The 17,351-nt window shown below is 47.4% G+C and carries 14 protein-coding genes; all 14 read right to left on the bottom strand.

What is annotated here, in order from left to right:
* Positions 1–129: 129 nt before the first annotated feature.
* Positions 130–996, bottom strand: a complete 867-nt coding sequence (gene galU / locus AB8599_RS14200; RefSeq protein WP_407331546.1) for a UTP--glucose-1-phosphate uridylyltransferase GalU — start codon at positions 994–996, stop codon at positions 130–132.
* Between the two features lie 115 nt (positions 997–1,111).
* Positions 1,112–2,425: an oligosaccharide flippase family protein gene (locus AB8599_RS14195; protein WP_407331545.1), complete on the bottom strand. Its 1,314-nt coding sequence runs from the start codon at positions 2,423–2,425 to the stop codon at positions 1,112–1,114.
* An 11-nt stretch (positions 2,426–2,436) separates the two neighbouring features.
* Complete coding sequence (locus AB8599_RS14190) at positions 2,437–4,158, bottom strand: SLC13 family permease (RefSeq protein ID WP_407331544.1); 1,722 nt, start codon at positions 4,156–4,158, stop codon at positions 2,437–2,439.
* 3 nt (positions 4,159–4,161) lie between these two features.
* Complete coding sequence (locus AB8599_RS14185) at positions 4,162–5,205, bottom strand: glycosyltransferase family 4 protein (protein ID WP_407331543.1); 1,044 nt, start codon at positions 5,203–5,205, stop codon at positions 4,162–4,164.
* Entirely contained in the window at positions 5,205–6,017 is an 813-nt protein-coding gene (locus AB8599_RS14180; RefSeq protein WP_407331542.1) for a putative capsular polysaccharide synthesis family protein, read from the bottom strand. Before AB8599_RS14180 ends, AB8599_RS14185 begins: the two co-directional genes overlap by 1 nt.
* Positions 6,017–7,264 (bottom strand): O-antigen ligase family protein, encoded by a 1,248-nt coding sequence (locus tag AB8599_RS14175; protein WP_407331541.1) that lies wholly within the window; start codon positions 7,262–7,264, stop codon positions 6,017–6,019. Before AB8599_RS14175 ends, AB8599_RS14180 begins: the two co-directional genes overlap by 1 nt.
* Positions 7,248–8,321 carry a glycosyltransferase gene (locus AB8599_RS14170; protein WP_407331540.1) on the bottom strand — a complete coding sequence of 358 codons (1,074 nt, stop codon included), beginning with the start codon at positions 8,319–8,321 and terminating at the stop codon, positions 7,248–7,250. The genes AB8599_RS14175 and AB8599_RS14170 overlap by 17 nt, the downstream gene beginning before the upstream one ends.
* Before the next feature lie 65 nt (positions 8,322–8,386).
* Positions 8,387–9,796, bottom strand: coding sequence for a sulfate adenylyltransferase subunit CysN (cysN, locus tag AB8599_RS14165; protein ID WP_407331539.1), 1,410 nt, complete (start codon positions 9,794–9,796; stop codon positions 8,387–8,389).
* Positions 9,797–9,849: 53 nt separating this feature from the next.
* The gene (cysD, locus tag AB8599_RS14160) at positions 9,850–10,767 is read right to left on the bottom strand and encodes a sulfate adenylyltransferase subunit CysD (RefSeq protein WP_407331538.1); all 918 of its coding nucleotides are present in this window, start codon (positions 10,765–10,767) and stop codon (positions 9,850–9,852) included.
* A gap of 14 nt (positions 10,768–10,781) precedes the next feature.
* Positions 10,782–11,753, bottom strand: a complete 972-nt coding sequence (locus AB8599_RS14155) for a DHH family phosphoesterase (protein ID WP_407331537.1) — start codon at positions 11,751–11,753, stop codon at positions 10,782–10,784.
* Positions 11,754–11,784: 31 nt separating this feature from the next.
* Positions 11,785–14,010 (bottom strand): GumC family protein, encoded by a 2,226-nt coding sequence (locus tag AB8599_RS14150; RefSeq protein ID WP_407331536.1) that lies wholly within the window; start codon positions 14,008–14,010, stop codon positions 11,785–11,787.
* Positions 14,011–14,043: 33 nt separating this feature from the next.
* On the bottom strand, positions 14,044–14,529 hold the full coding sequence (locus AB8599_RS14145) for a polysaccharide biosynthesis/export family protein (protein WP_407333232.1): 486 nt from the start codon (positions 14,527–14,529) through the stop codon (positions 14,044–14,046).
* 32 nt (positions 14,530–14,561) lie between these two features.
* Positions 14,562–15,779, bottom strand: a complete 1,218-nt coding sequence (locus AB8599_RS14140; protein WP_407331535.1) for an outer membrane beta-barrel protein — start codon at positions 15,777–15,779, stop codon at positions 14,562–14,564.
* A 3-nt stretch (positions 15,780–15,782) separates the two neighbouring features.
* Positions 15,783–17,180, bottom strand: coding sequence for an undecaprenyl-phosphate glucose phosphotransferase (locus AB8599_RS14135; protein ID WP_407331534.1), 1,398 nt, complete (start codon positions 17,178–17,180; stop codon positions 15,783–15,785).
* Positions 17,181–17,351 lie beyond the last annotated feature (171 nt).

Here is a 17,351-nt window from a genome sequence, read left to right as displayed (position 1 = left end):
GTCTGAAGAAAAACGGATGCGGGAAGTATCCCACAATATCGTGCAATGAAAAAGAAGAAAGCTGTATGAATATACAGCTTTCTTGGTTCAAATAGCGACAATATTAAACGTGACACTCTTGCGTAACGATCACTCGCATTTGACGGTTTTCTGAGGCTGTTTAGGGGCATCAGATTGAAGATAAATGTTTTGATAGCAATAGTTAGTCGCTTCAATAAAGCCTTCTACGCTGCCGCAGTCAAAACGCTCACCTTTAAATTTATAGGCCAAAACACATCCGCTCTGCGCTTGTTGCAACAGTGCATCCGTGATTTGGATTTCGCCATTTTTACCCGGTGCTGTTTTCTCCAGAATATCGAAAATGTCAGGTGTCAGGATATAGCGGCCGATGATGGCAAGGTTACTTGGCGCAGTGCCTGGCTCAGGTTTTTCAACCATATTATCAACACGGAACAGGTTATCTTTGATTTCTTGGCCTGAAATAACGCCGTATTTATGGGTTTCATCGTCTGGTACTTCTTCAACCGCGACGATCGAACAGCGGAACTGTTTGTACAAGGCAACCATCTGCGTCAACACACCTTTATCTTGGTTGACACAAAGGTCATCGGCAAGGACAACGGCAAAGGCTTCGTCTCCGACGAGATCGCGGCCAGTCAGAATGGCGTGACCCAGACCGCGCATTTCTTTTTGGCGGATATAAGTAAAAGATGCGGCATCGATGGTCGCGCGAATATCTTCCAGTAAGGCTTCTTTATTGGTTCCCTTGATCTGATGTTCAAGTTCATAGTTTTTGTCGAAATGATCCATCAGGCTGTGCTTACCACGCCCTGTCACGATACACATTCCGGTGATACCAGCCTCAATCGCTTCGTCTACACCGTATTCAATCAGTGGTTTGTTGACGATTGGCATCATCTCTTTTGGCATGGATTTGGTGGCAGGCAAAAAGCGGGTTCCGTAACCCGCCGCCGGAAATAGGCACTTCTTAATCATCAGATATCCTTAGATTTTACGTCCAACTAACTGTAAGTCTTGTGATTTTATTTAGGCTATGGAGTATACCATTTGCCAATGACAATACTGTCACGATACTAAATTATGGCTTTGCTCAGCCAATTGGCCAAAAGCCGAGTCTTTTTTTTACTTTGTGCAGAGCTAACAGATTTTGAGTGCTGACACCCAAACTCACCGCGATGGCTGCACCGAGTATTCCCCATATAGACGTAAAAACGACCATCATAGTCACGGTCAATACCCCTGCGAAAACCGTAATGTTTCGCATGTCTTTCTCATAGCCACACATGGTGAGTAGAAATCCCACCGAACCTGTCATAACGTTGATGGTTTGCCCAATTGCGAGAATCACAAGCAACTGTCCAGATTGCGAAAATGCATCCCCAAACAGTGACATAATGGCCGCGGGCCAAATGAGAACTGCCAGCAATATCGGGAGTGAGAATCCAATCATCATCCGTGTCGACAGTTGCGCCAATCTTTTTAGCTGTCCCAATTCGCCCGCTTTATACAAAGCAGAAAAACGCGGTGCGGCGACAAAGTTTACCACCATCAACATAAAGCTAATGAGCAAAGATGTGCGTTGGGCTGCAGAAAAAAATGCAATTTCTTCGCTCGATGCAAAGAAGCCAACAACCACTACCGATGCCCAAGGAATTGCTTGCCCAGTTGCTGAAATAAGCCAAAGGTTAGGCGCCGCTTCCCAAAGTTCCGGCATGCGAAGATTTGAGGTGTTGATGCCATGTGCCGGCACGTTGAACCAAAGCCACAAGCCTGCAATAACCACTAGCACGGATGCTAATACATATATCATCGCTGCAGTGCTGGCGAGAGGTGTGGTCTGAATATAGGGGAGATAGAGCAACGCGGGAAGTGCGAGTATTGTGACCCCCAGTTGCATGGAGCATACCGACGCAATCACTTTTCGCGTAGCTTGAAGTGCGTATCCGTTTAAGAAGAATAAGCTGACAAATGGGATTGCAGCGGCAAAGTAACGTAGGGTCTCTGTTGCCTCGGGCTTGTGGAACACGGCGTTGGCCAGCCAAGGTGCGCAAAAATAGACTATCGCGCCAGATAAAACGGCGACAGGCACGACGGCTGCGTAGGCATTCGTAAATACCTGATTGGTGTGTTCGTTGTCACCACTGACATGAGATTGACCAATGAAACGCAGTATGGCGTTATCCATGCCAAGTAAGCACAATGTACCGAGCAGCGTAGCAAGGCTTAAACCGAGGAAAAATAGGCCTGATTGTTCTGCGCCGAGTACGCGAGCTGCTGCGACACTGAGTAAGAATGCCGCTCCTGCCGCGAACACGCGAAAGAGTGCAGCTAGCGCAGCGTGAACGAAAAACTGACGACGATCTGGCGTCATAGACTGAACGCGGTTTATGAGGGCGGAAAGCATGGTTCGAAACCTCACCAAGGGAATGCAAGTGGGACAAGCGTGATCACGCCCAGTCCATAAATCAAAGAAAGAGGTAAACCTGCTTTTAAATAGTCTTTAGATTGGTAGCGTCCAGCGGTATACACCATCAAGTTGGTCTGATAACCAAATGGAGACAGAAAGCTGGCACTGGCGGCAAACGCAACGGTCATGATGTATGGCATCGGGTCAACCTGATATTGCGCGGCAATCGCGAGACCAATCGGAAAGGCAATCGCAGCGGCGGCGTTATTGGTGATAAGTTCAGTCATCAACCACGTTGCGATGTATAAGATAACCAAGGCACCAAATGGGCCACTATTTTGGCTTAGTGACATCATGGTTGAAGCAATGTTGTCCGCCAAACCTGTTTGACTGATGGCTTGAGCAAGCCCTAGGGCCGATCCTACCACCAATACCAATTCAAAGGGGAAGCGACGACGGAGGTCGTGAATTGAGACCAAGCGAGTTCCGATAGCGGCGGCGATAAGCAGAATTAACCCCTTATACAGCGGCAACACATCCATAAAGCTCGCGACCAATACGGCGACCGCACCTAAACAAAACAGTGTGGATTGTCGCGCGCTGAGAAAAACACCCTGTTGGCGTTCGCCCACTAATACGAAATTTTGCGCCAGCGTATCGCGACGATAAAAATCATCCCCCACCGCCAATACCAGCAAATCGCCACCTTGCAACCTGACTTGACCCAATCCGCCTCGAAGCTGGTGGTCACCGCGCTTTACCGCAACCACTGCCGCGTCAAATTGGGTGCGAAAATTGAGGGATTTTATGGTCTTTCCCGATACCATCGCATGGGGAGCGACCACGACGTCCATTAAGTTATCAGAAGGCAGTTTCTCCCCTTGTGTACTAAGGGTTAGCCCTTTAAAGCTGGCTAGGAGAGGTGTCGCTTCCAGATCGCCGGAAAAGACTAAAATGTCGTTCCCTTGCAGCGGTTCGCTGGGCGTGACAGGGGATATCACGCGATCACCCCGAATGATTTCGACCAAAAACAACCTTTCTAGATGCCGAAGACCACTGGCTTCGACACTAAGGCCAATCATCGGCGAATCGGCACTCAGGCGAGATTCGAGCAAATACTGGTGTGTGTCATCTACTGGAGCGGTATCTCGATGAGGCAAAAGAGGCAATGAGAGAAAAACAATCACCATGATGCCAATAATAAACAAAGGACCGCCGACCAAGGTGAAATCGAAAAAGTGTATTCCTTCTAATCCTGCATTAAGCGTAAAGCCATTAACCAACAAATTGGTAGAAGTACCAATTAGGGTCATAGTGCCACCCAAAATGGCGGCATATGAAAGAGGGATCAGTAGTTTGCTACCGGGGTGCTTACTTTGTGTCATGCTGCGCATCAGCGTTGATACCACCGCCGTATTGTTGATCACCGCAGACAGTAAGCCCGCAGAAACGGTAGTTTGCAGCGCTACCCTGCGCAGGCTACCTCGTGTGCACCAGTGACCGAGCGCGCTTATTAGAACGGTTCGCTCGAGTATCACCGACACCAGAATCAGCAAAACCAAGGTGATGAGTGCTGGATTGGTGAAGTTATTGAAAAGCTGATCGGCAGGCACCACATCAACCATGAGTAAAGCCGTGAAAACTGCGCCAAATACCAGCGCGGGGCGGAGGCTGGTGAAAACCAGTGCCCCCAATAACCCAGCAATCATCAACGCCACTACCCAGTTCATTCATTACACCTCGTAGATGGAAAGCAAAGCGCTACGCTGATTTTCAGCGCTAAAATCATTGTTGAACAGTGCGAGGGCTGCTTGGTAGTCCGGGTTTTCAGGGTGACGGCAAAATTCCACAATTTGCTTTGCCATCGCCTCGGGCGTATCCACCATGTATCGGTAGGGGAGGTTTTGCGTTGCGCCAATAATGCGCACAATCATGGGTACTTGCATGCTTGCAGCTTCAAGGAGCGTTAGCGGCATACCTTCCCAAGCGGCACAGTGAAGGCAGAGATCGGCACTTTGCAATGTTTGCATGACTTGTTGGTGGGGGATCATCCCAGTGACATCGACGCCAACACTTTTGAGTGCTTCTTCGTGTTCGTTATCGCCACCTCCCAACCATCGGAGATGTAATTGCTCATGCTCAGGGTAGCTATTTAGATGCCTCACGGTTTCCAATAAAAAACCAGGGTCTTTTTGTGCAGAAACTCGTCCTACCACCACGATATTAAAAGGCGGACGTTTCATTTTTTCGACGGCATTATTTTGTAGGTCGCTGCTCAAATCTGCGTAGTTATTGAGATGGACGGCCCGTTTTGCACCAAGCTCTAAAGCCAGTTCACATTCACGTTCACTGCACCCTGCCACCACATCGATGCGGGAAAGACCTAACGACTCAAGATGCATATATACGTTTTGCATTAAATCAGAGATATCACGTCGTTCAAACGCATAGCAGTGCGGTGTATAGACGATTCTGGCGTTGCCTTTGGGTAAATAGCGACCAAGGAAGCCAGCAAAACTGGAATGCAGGTGGATAATATCTGGCTGTATTTCTTTGACAGCATCACGCGCAGCACGAAAGAAGGTGAGCAGTCCACCTTCGACGGTAATCACGTTACTGAACAAAGATTGGATTGCCATGCCTGTATCATCTTTAGGTCGCAATCGGGCGAGCAAAATATGACGAATGGGGTCGTCTTTTGTTGATCGAGCGTAGCTGCACAGGGCTGTCTGGATGCCACCGCCAAATGCTTCGGTGATATGGAGAATAGTCTTCATCACTGTCCCCATTTCGATTTGAAACGCGCGATTTCTTCTTCACTGTAGACGGCGCGATACAGTGGGGCATCATAAAGGTGGAACAAACGTTCAAACGAATAGGTTTCTTTAAAGCGTTGATACAACGCCGAATACCACTTATTCGAACCTTCATTACTGGACTCAAGCGTGAAACCTGGATGCTCTAGAAAGGCTGCCAATACGTCTGCAGATTGGTTGATCGCTTCACATTTCATCAGTAAAACATCGCAACCATTTTGTTCAATGTGCCAATGGGTTTGGCTAGGGTCGGAAATATGTTTAAGGACATCAACACCAAATTGGCGTTTTAACTCACGATCAAACCAATCAGTGAAATAATCTAAACGCATTTGGTTTTCAAACGCATCAGTAAGGTGCTTGAGCGTGGTATCGATATCGCCATGAATCGCGTTATTCTTTTTTCCTGAAATAAACTGGATATGCAAATCTTGGAAAAAACGGGAAACCACAGTAGCCACTGGATCGCGTACCAGCGTAATGATCTTTAGGTGGTCGCGCTTTTGCAGTATTCGACGGCGATGTGCCAGTGTCAGTCTGTAAGCGGTGCGCACTGGCCAATCAAAGAAACAGGCCACATCAGCAGTATTGTGGTACATCTGGAATTCTTCATTGTCATCAAAGGTATGAATGTGCCAGCTTGGAATTTCTGCGTGTTCGAGTGATGCTTCGATTGATGACGAGCCAACTTTGCCCATTTGGTAAACCAGTACGAAATCCGTTTCGCGTAAGGTTTGGTCGAAGGCGCGTTGTCGGGCCAGGCTGAATTTCATTACTTATCCTTATGAATAACGACGTTTGATAAAGATCTATCCGTGGTGGCGGTGTGGTTCAATCGTGTGTTGGTTGAAGATTTAATATTGGGTTCAAGCTCAATACGAGTGTTAACAAAAAATGGAAATAAAAACATAAACATGATGGTGGTGTTGAAAGCGACAAATAGCACCATCGCAAATATATAGGCGGCCAGTAGAAATGCGACGGGGTTTTGCATACGTTGGCGAAACAGTTGGCGCATGCTAAGTACAAAACCGCCGATGAGGATAGTTAACCCCACTGCACCATATTCAATAGCGACATCAAGGGCGAAGTTATGGGTATAGATGGCGAGTTCTTGATTGTAGAAATAATCCACCATGTACTCTGGCAGCATTTTGGGTCCGACGCCAAAAATAGGATGCTCTAAAAACAAGGAAAAGCCATTGGCGAGCAGTAGCTTTCGCCAGACTTCAGAATCCCAGCGAGCTTGTTCCTGATCGGCAAAAAGAATGTCAAATTGGGTGAACTCAAGATGGTCTAACATGGCGGGAAGCCCTATCAAGTACCCGGTGGAGAATGCGGCAATAATGGCGCCAAACAACACCATGAAACCTAAGATGTTAAATGTGTCTTGCGTGCGACGGTCGCCCACTTTGCGGCAAAATGCGTAGTCACATGCAACCATCACTATGACGCCAAGCAGTGCTTTTCGCTCGCCAGACATCACTAGCAAAATCAGCGCTATACCAAGTAAAACGTGACTGAAGCGGATGTGGTCACGCATCAGATACAGCATCACACAGCAGAAACCGAACAAATATTTTGTGTTGGCTAGCTGTTTGAAATCGGAAAAGCCGGGCTGCATTATGTGCCAAGCTGCTGTGTAGATGGCACCCGCGAACGCATAAAGCGTCACGGTAGACAAAAAACGAGGCGAAGCTAGCAAGCCCGCCTGGTGAAGAAAGCCAAGAAACGCAGCTACAGAAAGCCACTGCACCATTTCAGTCAGCACCAACTTAAAGGGAACATCATTGAGTATTCCAACCAGCAGAATATAAATGACAAACACGAGAACAAAGCCAATGCCTTTTATGGTGGTTTGTTTTAGTTGTCCACGAAAAAGGGCAATACCCAATACACCTAGCGCGGCAATACTTTGGAGATCAGCCAGGTAGAGGGACATGCCAGACACATCTACTTTTAGAGGAACGAAAAATAAGATGACGGCAAGCGCCGCCAAATGCTCAAGAGGTCTTGCCATCGGCCAACCTCTGCTTGTCGCCTATTAATGATTGATAGGTGTTGTAGTACTGCTCTCGAAAGGCGGATAAGGTGAAATGCTGACAGCGTGAGATGGAATGCTGTGCAGACACTTGGTAGTTTGCTTCTTCGTCGCACAGCGCGGCAATCATCTGCACCAGCGTCTTTTCATCCCCAACAGCAAACAGGGATGCCTCGTTGTCTATAACTTCCCTCATGCCTTGTACGCGAGATGCCAATACAGGCAGGCCTGCCGCCATGGCTTCAACTGCCGCCAAACCAAACCCTTCAACGATTGAACTTTGAACATAAACATCCATGTCGTTAAGAAAGGATGGGATGTCCGAGCGAACACCATGAAATACGACACGACTATCTAGTGCTAGCGATTTGACCAGCGCTTGGTATTCGTCACGTCGATCACCATCACCAGCAAAATGCAATTCATACCTTTCAGGCAAAAGAGCAAGTGCACGGATCAGTGTAGGGTGATCTTTGTAAGCATGAAATCGTCCTACCATGCCGATTCGGATCGGAACGTCGGCAGCAGGTACAGACTTGACCTTTAACGGATACTTACTTAAATCAATACCATTTAAGATGACTTGGTAATGACTTTTCCACTGCGGTAAGAAGTCTTCCAGCGCTTGCTGTACCTGTTCAGTGATACACACGGTGGCCTGGTAGCGCCAATAGAGATAAAACTCGAAGGGTTTCATCCATATGTGATCGCGACGACGGTTGTGGGTTGCGTGTTCGGTCTGAACACGCTTCTTACCAAAGGCCGCCAAGGCAATATAAATTGAGGGAAATAGATGGCCATGAATTAAATCGGGCCAGCGTAAAATTTGCCATTTCTCTCTCAATGAAAGCTTGTCCCACACGTAGCATTTGACGCCTTGTGCTTGCATGTCTGCGTGAAAATCATTGGTGTCCTCCAATGTAATCACGCGGATTTCATAACCGTCAGGCGGCGGACAAACCAAATCAATCACGAAACGCTGCGCGCCGCCATTGAGAGATAAGTCATTGATGATATGTAAAACCTTGGCGGTCATTGGTGTGTCACTCTCTTTGTCAGCGCGTAAAGTTACAGATTTTTTGCTGCTTCTTTCTTTGCTGATCACCCTATCGATTTTGTTTCCCACTCAGGGAAGTGTTCACGAATGTAGCGGTTAAGCGCGACTTCGGCGGCGCTGTAATTGCGGTATTGCTGAGGGCCAAGCTGAGTGTGCAACGCTTCAACCATACCGGCAGCTACCGTGATATTGCTCAGACGATCGATGACGATAAAAGCACCTGTCTTGCGAATATCAGCGTAGTGGTCCACAGCAACCGGGGCATTGAGTTGAAGCTCTACCACACCGATTTCATTCAGTGCGAGTTCGTCAGCGGCCAATGTCTCGAAATTGTTGATATCGATTTTGTGCGTGATATCGGTTACGCGGCCAGTAACGTTATGCGTCGCGAATTTGAAGTCATAATCGCGATGGGTTCGCAGGGTGTCTTGTGCCATCCAAACCAGACTGGCGGTTAGGCGGTCTGTAGAGGCGGGTGCAGTATCTGCGTGAACCAGCATGTCGCCACGAGAAATATCAATTTCATCGGTAAGGGTGACGGTAATAGCATTGTTTGGCGCAATGATATCCAGTTCGCCGTCGTAAGTGACGATTGCGCTGACTGTGCTCTTTTGGCCCGACGGTAGCGCCACGACTTCATCGCCTTTGCGCAAAATGCCGGAAGCGAGCGTTCCGCAGTAGCCGCGAAATCCATCGTTAGGGCGATTAACGAACTGAACAGGGAAGCGCATTAAGTCAAGATTTTGATCTCGGCTGATTTCGATACCTTCTAAAAGCGCCATCAAAGATGGACCTGTATACCAAGGCATGTTGTCACTATTGGATACGACGTTGTCGCCAGTGAGTGCTGAAAGGGGGACGTAATGAACGTCTTTGATCCCAAGCTGTGTTGCCATCGCCTGATAATCAGCTTTAATGGCATCAAACACACCTTGGTCAAAATTGACTAAATCCATTTTGTTGATCGCCACAACAACGTGTCGGATCCCGAGCTTATTAACGATATAACTGTGGCGGCGAGTCTGTGTTAATAACCCTTTTCGCGCATCGACCATGACAATAGCCAACTCACAGTTAGAGGCGCCCGTGGCCATGTTACGTGTGTACTGCTCATGTCCAGGGCAATCGGCGATAATGAACTTGCGCTTTTCGGTTGAAAAATAACGATAGGCCACATCAATGGTGATGCCTTGCTCTCGCTCTGATTGCAGGCCATCAACTAATAAGGCAAGGTCAAGTGATTCGCCTGCATTGCCAACACGTGCATTGTCTTTGTGAAGGGTGGAAAGGTGATCTTCGAAGATCAATTTCGTATCGAAGAGCAGGCGGCCAATCAGGGTGGATTTACCGTCATCTACGCTGCCGCAGGTCAAAAGACGCAACAGATCTTTGTTTTCATGCTGATGCAGATACGCTTCGATATCTGACGCTATCAGAGTTGAGCTATGGCTCATGAGTGCATTCCTTATGCAATTAGCAAATTCATTCAGTAAAGTGGTGAGGCTTTTTAGAAGTAGCCTTCTCGTTTTTTCTGCTCCATAGAACCAGACTGGTCATGATCGATGACTCGACCCTGACGCTCAGAGGTTTTGGTTAGCAACATTTCTTGAATGATTTCAGGCAAGGTCGCTGCGGTTGATTCGACCGCACCCGTTAATGGGTAGCAACCGAGTGTGCGAAAACGCACAGACTTCATTTCAACCTTCTCGTCTTTTTCCAATGTCATACGCTCGTCATCTACCATGATCAGCGTGCCATCTCGCTCAACAACTGGGCGTTCTTTTGCGAAGTACAAAGGCACGATATCGATGTTTTCCATGTAGATATATTGCCAGATATCCAACTCAGTCCAGTTCGACAGCGGGAAGACACGAATGCTCTCGCCTTTGTTAACGCGGCCGTTGTAGGTATCCCAAAGCTCAGGGCGTTGGTTTTTTGGATCCCAGCGGTGGTGTTTGTCACGGAACGAATACACACGCTCTTTCGCGCGGCTCTTTTCTTCATCGCGACGTGCACCACCAAATGCCGCATCAAACCCATATTTATTCAATGCCTGTTTTAGGCCCTGGGTTTTCATGATGTCAGTGTGTTTTGCGCTGCCGTGTTCAAAAGGGCTGATCCCCATGTCGACGCCGTCTTGATTGATATGAACCAGAAGATCCACCCCTAGCTTCTTGGTGAAATCATCACGAAACTGGATCATCTCCTTGAACTTCCACGTGGTATCCACGTGCAGCAGAGGAAAGGGCGGTTTACCTGGATAAAATGCTTTCATGGCAAGATGCAGCATCACGGCTGAATCTTTACCGACGGAATACATCATCACAGGGTTATCGAACTCAGCAGCGACTTCACGAATGATATGAATCGACTCGTTTTCTAACTGTTTGAGATGGGTTTGGTTTAGCGAAATCATGTCCACCATTGTGCATCCTTTTCTTACGTTGCCAGCGGGTAACGCTGGTGGAACGCTTCTATAAATTCAGGGAGTAATTCTGCGGGCAGAGCATTAATACCAGCTGCGGCTTTTCTACCGCCGCCAGTTGGAAATGCGGCTGCTAGTTCATCGGCACCGATACGATTCTTCAGTGGTGCTCGAATGCTGACCAAGTAGTTACCGTCCGCTTTTTCGGTGATAACGGCATTGGCAACATTGGGATCTTGATTGGCGAGATCATTCGAATACACACCGCTGATTCGACGAGCCCAAGGTTCGTCGGGCAGCATGTATACACGAGATCCTGAACGCTCAGAGTGGGGCACAATGGCAGCGGCTTTTTCGCTGTCATTCATAAAGCCATTCTCTAACGTGGAATACACGTCGGGGCGTTCAGTAATAAAATTGAACGGTGAAGGATAAGCGGCCATTAGCTTGTAAATCTCAACGGGAGAGAACAATAAATCAGCCAGTGACGATCCATACCCGTTGTAGTTCAGATAGGTACCAAATTGCTTGAGCGTCAGCTTGTCTTGCTCACAAAGACCTGCCTTGTTGGCCAGGGTATCAGCCACCGCAAACAAGTTGTCACCATAAGCACCCACCAATGCCCATTCGCGATATCGCCCATCAAGCAGCTTATCGACAATCAGGCTAGTGCAGGTATTGGCAGCCGTATTGATGTGCGTAGTCAGCCCAGAGTGCTCAGGGATCTCGTCAGGATTATGGTGATCGGCGTAAAACACTCTGACACCTTGAGACAAAAGATTATCTAGTGCCGCGCGGTTTTTACCCATGGCGACATCTAGCACCGTCACGTCCTGAGCAATGGCAGGATCGACTTGCTTTAGCAAGGCAATATCGCGTTTTACACCAGTGATCAGCACGCTGTCTTTTGGCGTTGCTAATCGAAGTTGTAACAGTGCGCAGATCCCATCGGCATCGCCGTTAAATACATCAAAACTCGTTTTCATTATTGTTGTATATCCTTGTAAAACTCGAGTATCAGCTAGCTTCGAGCGTGTCATCACCCTTTTTGTTGGTGTTGTAGTAACCGTAATGCAGCTTGTATTTCGCCTCTGCATATTTGCTAGATAACTGGTTAAGTACGACACCATCTATGGCAATGTCATGACGTACCAATTGAGCCACCGTATGGTTGATTTGTTTCTCTGTCGTCGATTCAGCTTTCACGACAACGACCATGCCACCGGCTAAACGTCCAAGGATTAGGCTGTCACTGACCACATGCACCGGCGGAGTATCAAGTATGATGCGTTCATAGCTTTGTTTGAGCTGATTGATCAAGGCTGTAAACTTAGGTGAGCTCAACAATTCTTGAGGGTTTGGCGGCAGTAATCCTGACGGCAATATATCAAGTGACGACTGGTCATCATGATAAATACACTCGCTGATCGGTGTTCCCATTACCAACGCATTCGTCAAACCAGCTTGGTTACGCGGCAAGCCATAGCGACTGCCAACAGCAGGCATCCGGAGGTCGCAATCAATCAGCAAAGTGCGTTCCATCTTCGCTAATGATTGGGCCAAATTGAGCGCCACTGTGGTTTTGCCTTCAGAAGGCAAAGAGGATGTCACCGCTAACACTTTACGCTTGCTGTTAGTGAGGGTGAGAAGTATTGAGGTGCGAATAGTCCTTACAGATTCACTGAATAACGCGGCATCAGGATCATAATACAGAGTGTGATCCAGAGGGCTGTTTTTGAATCGTTTCGCTTTGACTTGAGGAAGGAAGCCTAAATGCTGCAAACCAAGTTTCTCCTCGATGTCATCAGGTTTCTCAATGATATTGCGATACGCATCCGCCAACAGTGCACCTACGATACCAATCAATAGAGCAAATGCAGCGCTGATAGCAATCAACTTGGTCGTTTGCGGGCGATAAGGGTCTTGTGCCGTTTTGGCTTTGTCGGTAAAGCGGGCAATCACGTCTTCAAAGTTACTGGTTGCCGTGGTTTCTTTTTGTCTGTTTAAAAACAGGTCATAAAGTTGACGACTAGAATCAACATCGCGTTTGAGTGATTCGTACTGCGATCGCTTAGAGCTTATGTTCTGGTAGTCGCCCTTTTTGCTTTCAAGCTGCGCGATGAGGGATGCTTCTTGTTTGCGGGCATTGGTGAGTTCTTTTTCAATACCACGAGCCAACTCATTGATCACAGAGTTGGCGCGGCTGCGAACGGCGGCAAGTTGAGCGCGAGCCTGAATCATTTTGTCGTGCTTTTCACCATAACGTTTTGAAAGCTCTGAAACTTTACGCTCAGCGTCAGTCTCTGCATTTTTCACATCACGAACCTGAGGGTGGTTTGATATTTCAGGCACCGAAAGCAAGGCTGCACTGCCTGCACCACTGCCTTGCATCAGTGAATAAATGCTCTCTGCAGCCACACGTTTTTCTCTTGCTTCAGCAACGCGAATAGTCAGGTTGGTGAGTTCGGTACCAGCCAATTCGTCAATGTCATTCAGTTCGATCAAACCTTCGTCTTGCAGAAATTGAGTGAGTGCTAATTCTGAGATGTCTAGGTTGTTCTTCAGTTCGCCCAACCGGTCTGTGATCCATCCTGATGCAGTTTGTGTTGCAACCAGTCGCGCTTCTAGGTTTGACTCGATATATGCTTGGCCTAGTGCGTTTGCGACATTGGCAGCCAGCACAGGATCTGCTGAGGCAAAGTGAATTCTCACCAATTGTGTGTTGCGAATGGGCTCTATGGCCAAATGAGATTTGAATTTCTTCAGTACGGACTGATTCGCCGAGCCAGCGTCAACCGTTTCGGTGACTGGCGTTGGCTTGGGCAGGAGGGATTGTAAAAACTCTACCTTGTGTAACAGGGTAAGAAGTTGTTCTCTTCCTGAAGGTTTACCTACAAGATTGTTGAATTCTCTGATTTGCGCAATACCTAGCTCATCGATCACCTTCTCTGATAAATAGTCAGAACGAAGGATTTCAAATTGCGTTTGGTAGTACTCTTTTTTATTGGTATCGAGCGAATACACTTCTTCGATAGAAATTGTCTTATTTGCCTGAGACTCGATAAGCAGTGTGGCGGTAGCGCGATAGACAGGTGTAATCGACAAAACCAATATCGTTGCAATGAGCGTAACGATGATGACAAACAGGGAAATGGGTATCCAATAGCGCTTTATCACGCTGAAGTAACGCTTAAGATCGAGGCGTGCTTGCCCGCTTGCCGGGTTGGGCTCGATAAGTCTCATGTTGATAATTTCCTTTTATACTCGAAGCGCTATCTAAAAAAAACTCTGTTCAACCACGATAATGTCACCGGGGCCAACAGTTTGTGACAGGCCAACATTATTTTGTGTTGTTCCATTTTTGGCTTCTGTCTTTTGTATTTTATTGCGTGATGCTCGGTCGGTGAAACCACCTGCAATTGCAATCGCTTTACCTACGGTTAGCCCCGGTTGATAGTCAAACCCACCGGGCTGATTCACTTCGCCATTGACGTAAAACTTGCGAAACTGAATGACATTAACCGTGACCTTAGGGTCAATTAAATAGTCACCGCGAAGTCCGCGTTCAATGATGCGTTGCAGTTGGCCAACAGATTTCCCTGCAGCTTCCAGGCGTCCTAAGTAGGGGTAGTCAAAGCGCCCTTGTGTGCTGAGTAAAATGTCCATGGAAAGGTCTTCCTCCCCATACACTTTGATGGAAATACGATCACCATCATCTAGTACATATTGCTCTGTCTCTGCCGCTCCACCAGTGAAGGGCATTAACAATAAAAGGAGTAACAGAAATCGGTGGATCACAAGCTCACCTCCATGCCAATAAAAATCCGAGTTTGTTCATAGCTATATCCAGATAAGCTAGAATCGCGATCAAACTTGCTTACACCCACCGAGATATCCCACCATCGAGTAAGGCTATGAACGACTGAAAGTTCCAACAATATGTCGTCATCGTTACGTACTCCTCCTGGGTAGTCGTTGGTGCCATAGCGAACAGTGGCAATGGATGCTAAAAGCGGTGTCCAGCTATGCTCCCAGTCAAGCTTGAGCGAGCGGTCTTGAACATAGTCGGCATTGATGTCGGGGTCGCGAGCATAATCGCGTCCTTCCAATTTGAAAGTACTGTAATCGGTAGGTGACCAGCTTACGTTGGCGCGCCAACTCACTCCTTGAAAGTCCTTACGACTTGAATCATCGAAGTCCTTGTTTTGCATACCGACGAGCAGCTTTCCTTGCGTTTTCCCTGTGATGTCCCATTCCAGACCACCGTACAATAAGGAGTTTTGGTTATCACGGGAGCTTGAATTTAGCGGGATAAACTCATAGCTTCGATCTTCAATGCGAGCCATGGTTACAACGTTGAAGTAGTTTGATAAGGCGTAATAAAATTCGCCACTTAGGTAGGGTTGTTCCCAGTTGTAAAAACGGCTTTCATCGGTTCGTCCGCCACGGTTTACGTAGGTGACATCTTTGTAGTCTTTGCTCTCGTAGCCAGCAATGCCAACTAAGCGGCCTTTAGCGCCCGCGGCTCCATAGGTGTAGCGCGCATTGAAGTCTTGATAGTGAAAACGCAAAGGCTCATCAACGGCAAGGCTGTTACCCTCGGTTAAGCCTGTGCCTCGTGGCTCACTGACGACTTTGTAGAGGTAGTCCAAACGCAGGCGATTTCGGATGTTGAATAGCCAAAATCCGTATGCATGGGCTTGTTGATCCACGAAGTTATCATCACTGCTGTCGGCGAAATACACCGCATCCATACGATAATCAAACTGATAGGCGCTGTTATTAGTCTCTAGTAAAGCGATGACTTTGGGAGAAATCCGTGTCATTGGCGAACTGACCGGGTTGTCTGTTGTTCGGCGAACATTGTCGTCATACCCGGCGCTGACTTTCAGCGTAGGGATAATATCGATGCCATTTTCCGTTTGATATGCTAGAGGCTCAACCGCTGCTGCGGCAGATAGCGGTAACAAGACAAAGGAAAAAAACCATAAATTACTGCGAATCACGCCCATCTCCTAGTACGCCGTTTTACCAACAAAGCCTTTAAATACAGTGGCAAAAACTATCTTGATGTCCATCCATAGCGACCAGTTTTGTATATATTCCAAATCGAATTGAATTCGTTTTTCCATTTTATCTAGCGTGTCAGTCTCACCACGATAACCATTGATCTGTGCCCATCCGGTAATGCCAGGTTTCACTTTGTGGCGAAGCATGTAGCGGTCAACAATGGCACGGTATTGCTCATTGTGAGCGACAGCATGAGGACGAGGGCCAACAATAGACATTGAGCCGCGCAAAACGTTAAAAAATTGCGGGAGTTCATCGAGCGAGGTACGTCGAATAAACGCGCCGAATGGCGTGACACGTGGATCATTCTTTGTTGCCTGTTTCACCACATCGCCATTGTCTGTGGTGGACATAGAGCGGAATTTCCACACTTTAATTTGTTGGCCATCAAGTCCATATCGGTGTTGCTTAAAAATGATAGGACCCGGAGATGACATTTTCACACCGATAGCAACTGCAAGCAGGACGGGGGAAATCAAAATAATGATGAGTATCGATAGGATTATGTCTTCCACTCTTTTCGCCCACGCAGCAATGCCACTAAAAGGCGTATCATGTACGCTCAATGTGTGGACATGACCAATGGTTTGCCAGCGGCTGTGGAGCAGATTGTAGGTAAAGAAATCAGGTACTAGATAGGTCGTGGCGGTGGTATCTGCAAACTGGTTGAGATATCGCGCTATGCGATCTTTGGCATGCATCGGCATTGCAATGTAAATATGTTGAAGCTTGCCTTGTTTTGCTTGCTCTAGTGCATCATCGACTTTGCCTAACATTGGTGCAGGTAAACTGCCTTCGATACGGTCGCTGCTGCGATCCTCGTAAAAGCCTACCAATTTGATACCTAGTGCATGGTTATTCTGGAATTCCTGGGCGAGCTCAATACCGTTTGCTGTGGTGCCAATAATCGCTGCACAACGGGTGTTAATACCGTGGTTTCGAAGACGACTCAATGCAACGCGAGCAAGGAATCGCCACAGCACCAAACCAATGGCTCCCATTACAAACCAGATCGTCATGACGACTCTGGAAAATTCGATACCACGTTGTGTGAAGAAAAAGTACGCAACAAGAACCAGGCACGCACCAAGCCATGGTAAGAGGGTTGCTGTCATTTGACCCTGAAAATTACTAACACGCCAAGAGCGATATAAGTGGGAACTTTCAGCAAAAAGCAGGTAGCAAATCGAAGTCAGCGTTGCAAGCAGCAGACAGTCGTCACATGCTTTTCCCAAGTAAAGATAGCTTGCTAAGACAAGTGAACCACCGATTACCGCGAGATCACAAAGGCGATAAAGAATGGTGGACTCAGTTCCATTTGTTCGTATTTTTCTGCTGTCCATAAGATATAAAGCTCATTTTTTTTTGTGATTTGGATTATTGATCACTTTTTTTTAATTAAATTCATTCTGTTAACAATACAATATGCAATTGCGACGTGTGATGTGTATCAATTTTTTCGATTTCACGTGTTACTAATAAAAGTAAACCACGCATCGCAACCTCGCTAGGGA

Source organism: Enterovibrio litoreus, from assembly GCF_045679545.1.
Classification (GTDB): Bacteria; Pseudomonadota; Gammaproteobacteria; order Enterobacterales; family Vibrionaceae; genus Enterovibrio.
This window is presented reverse-complemented; position numbering and strand designations above follow the sequence as displayed.

Bases quoted from the DNA above. Each gene is read 5' to 3' on its own strand.
- AB8599_RS14195 (WP_407331545.1), bottom strand. From the start codon at position 2,425: ATGCTTTCCGCCCTCATAAACCGCGTTCAGTCTATGACGCCAGATCGT.
- AB8599_RS14190 (WP_407331544.1), bottom strand. From the start codon at position 4,158: ATGAACTGGGTAGTGGCGTTGATGATTGCTGGGTTATTGGGGGCACTG.
- AB8599_RS14185 (WP_407331543.1), bottom strand. From the start codon at position 5,205: ATGAAGACTATTCTCCATATCACCGAAGCATTTGGCGGTGGCATCCAG.
- cysD (WP_407331538.1), bottom strand. From the start codon at position 10,767: ATGGTGGACATGATTTCGCTAAACCAAACCCATCTCAAACAGTTAGAA.
- AB8599_RS14180 (WP_407331542.1), bottom strand. From the start codon at position 6,017: ATGAAATTCAGCCTGGCCCGACAACGCGCCTTCGACCAAACCTTACGC.
- AB8599_RS14175 (WP_407331541.1), bottom strand. From the start codon at position 7,264: ATGGCAAGACCTCTTGAGCATTTGGCGGCGCTTGCCGTCATCTTATTT.
- AB8599_RS14155 (WP_407331537.1), bottom strand. From the start codon at position 11,753: ATGAAAACGAGTTTTGATGTATTTAACGGCGATGCCGATGGGATCTGC.
- AB8599_RS14145 (WP_407333232.1), bottom strand. From the start codon at position 14,529: ATGCCCTTCACTGGTGGAGCGGCAGAGACAGAGCAATATGTACTAGAT.
- AB8599_RS14135 (WP_407331534.1), bottom strand. From the start codon at position 17,180: ATGGACAGCAGAAAAATACGAACAAATGGAACTGAGTCCACCATTCTT.
- AB8599_RS14170 (WP_407331540.1), bottom strand. From the start codon at position 8,321: ATGACCGCCAAGGTTTTACATATCATCAATGACTTATCTCTCAATGGC.
- galU (WP_407331546.1), bottom strand. From the start codon at position 996: ATGATTAAGAAGTGCCTATTTCCGGCGGCGGGTTACGGAACCCGCTTT.
- AB8599_RS14140 (WP_407331535.1), bottom strand. From the start codon at position 15,779: ATGGGCGTGATTCGCAGTAATTTATGGTTTTTTTCCTTTGTCTTGTTA.
- cysN (WP_407331539.1), bottom strand. From the start codon at position 9,796: ATGAGCCATAGCTCAACTCTGATAGCGTCAGATATCGAAGCGTATCTG.
- AB8599_RS14150 (WP_407331536.1), bottom strand. From the start codon at position 14,010: ATGAGACTTATCGAGCCCAACCCGGCAAGCGGGCAAGCACGCCTCGAT.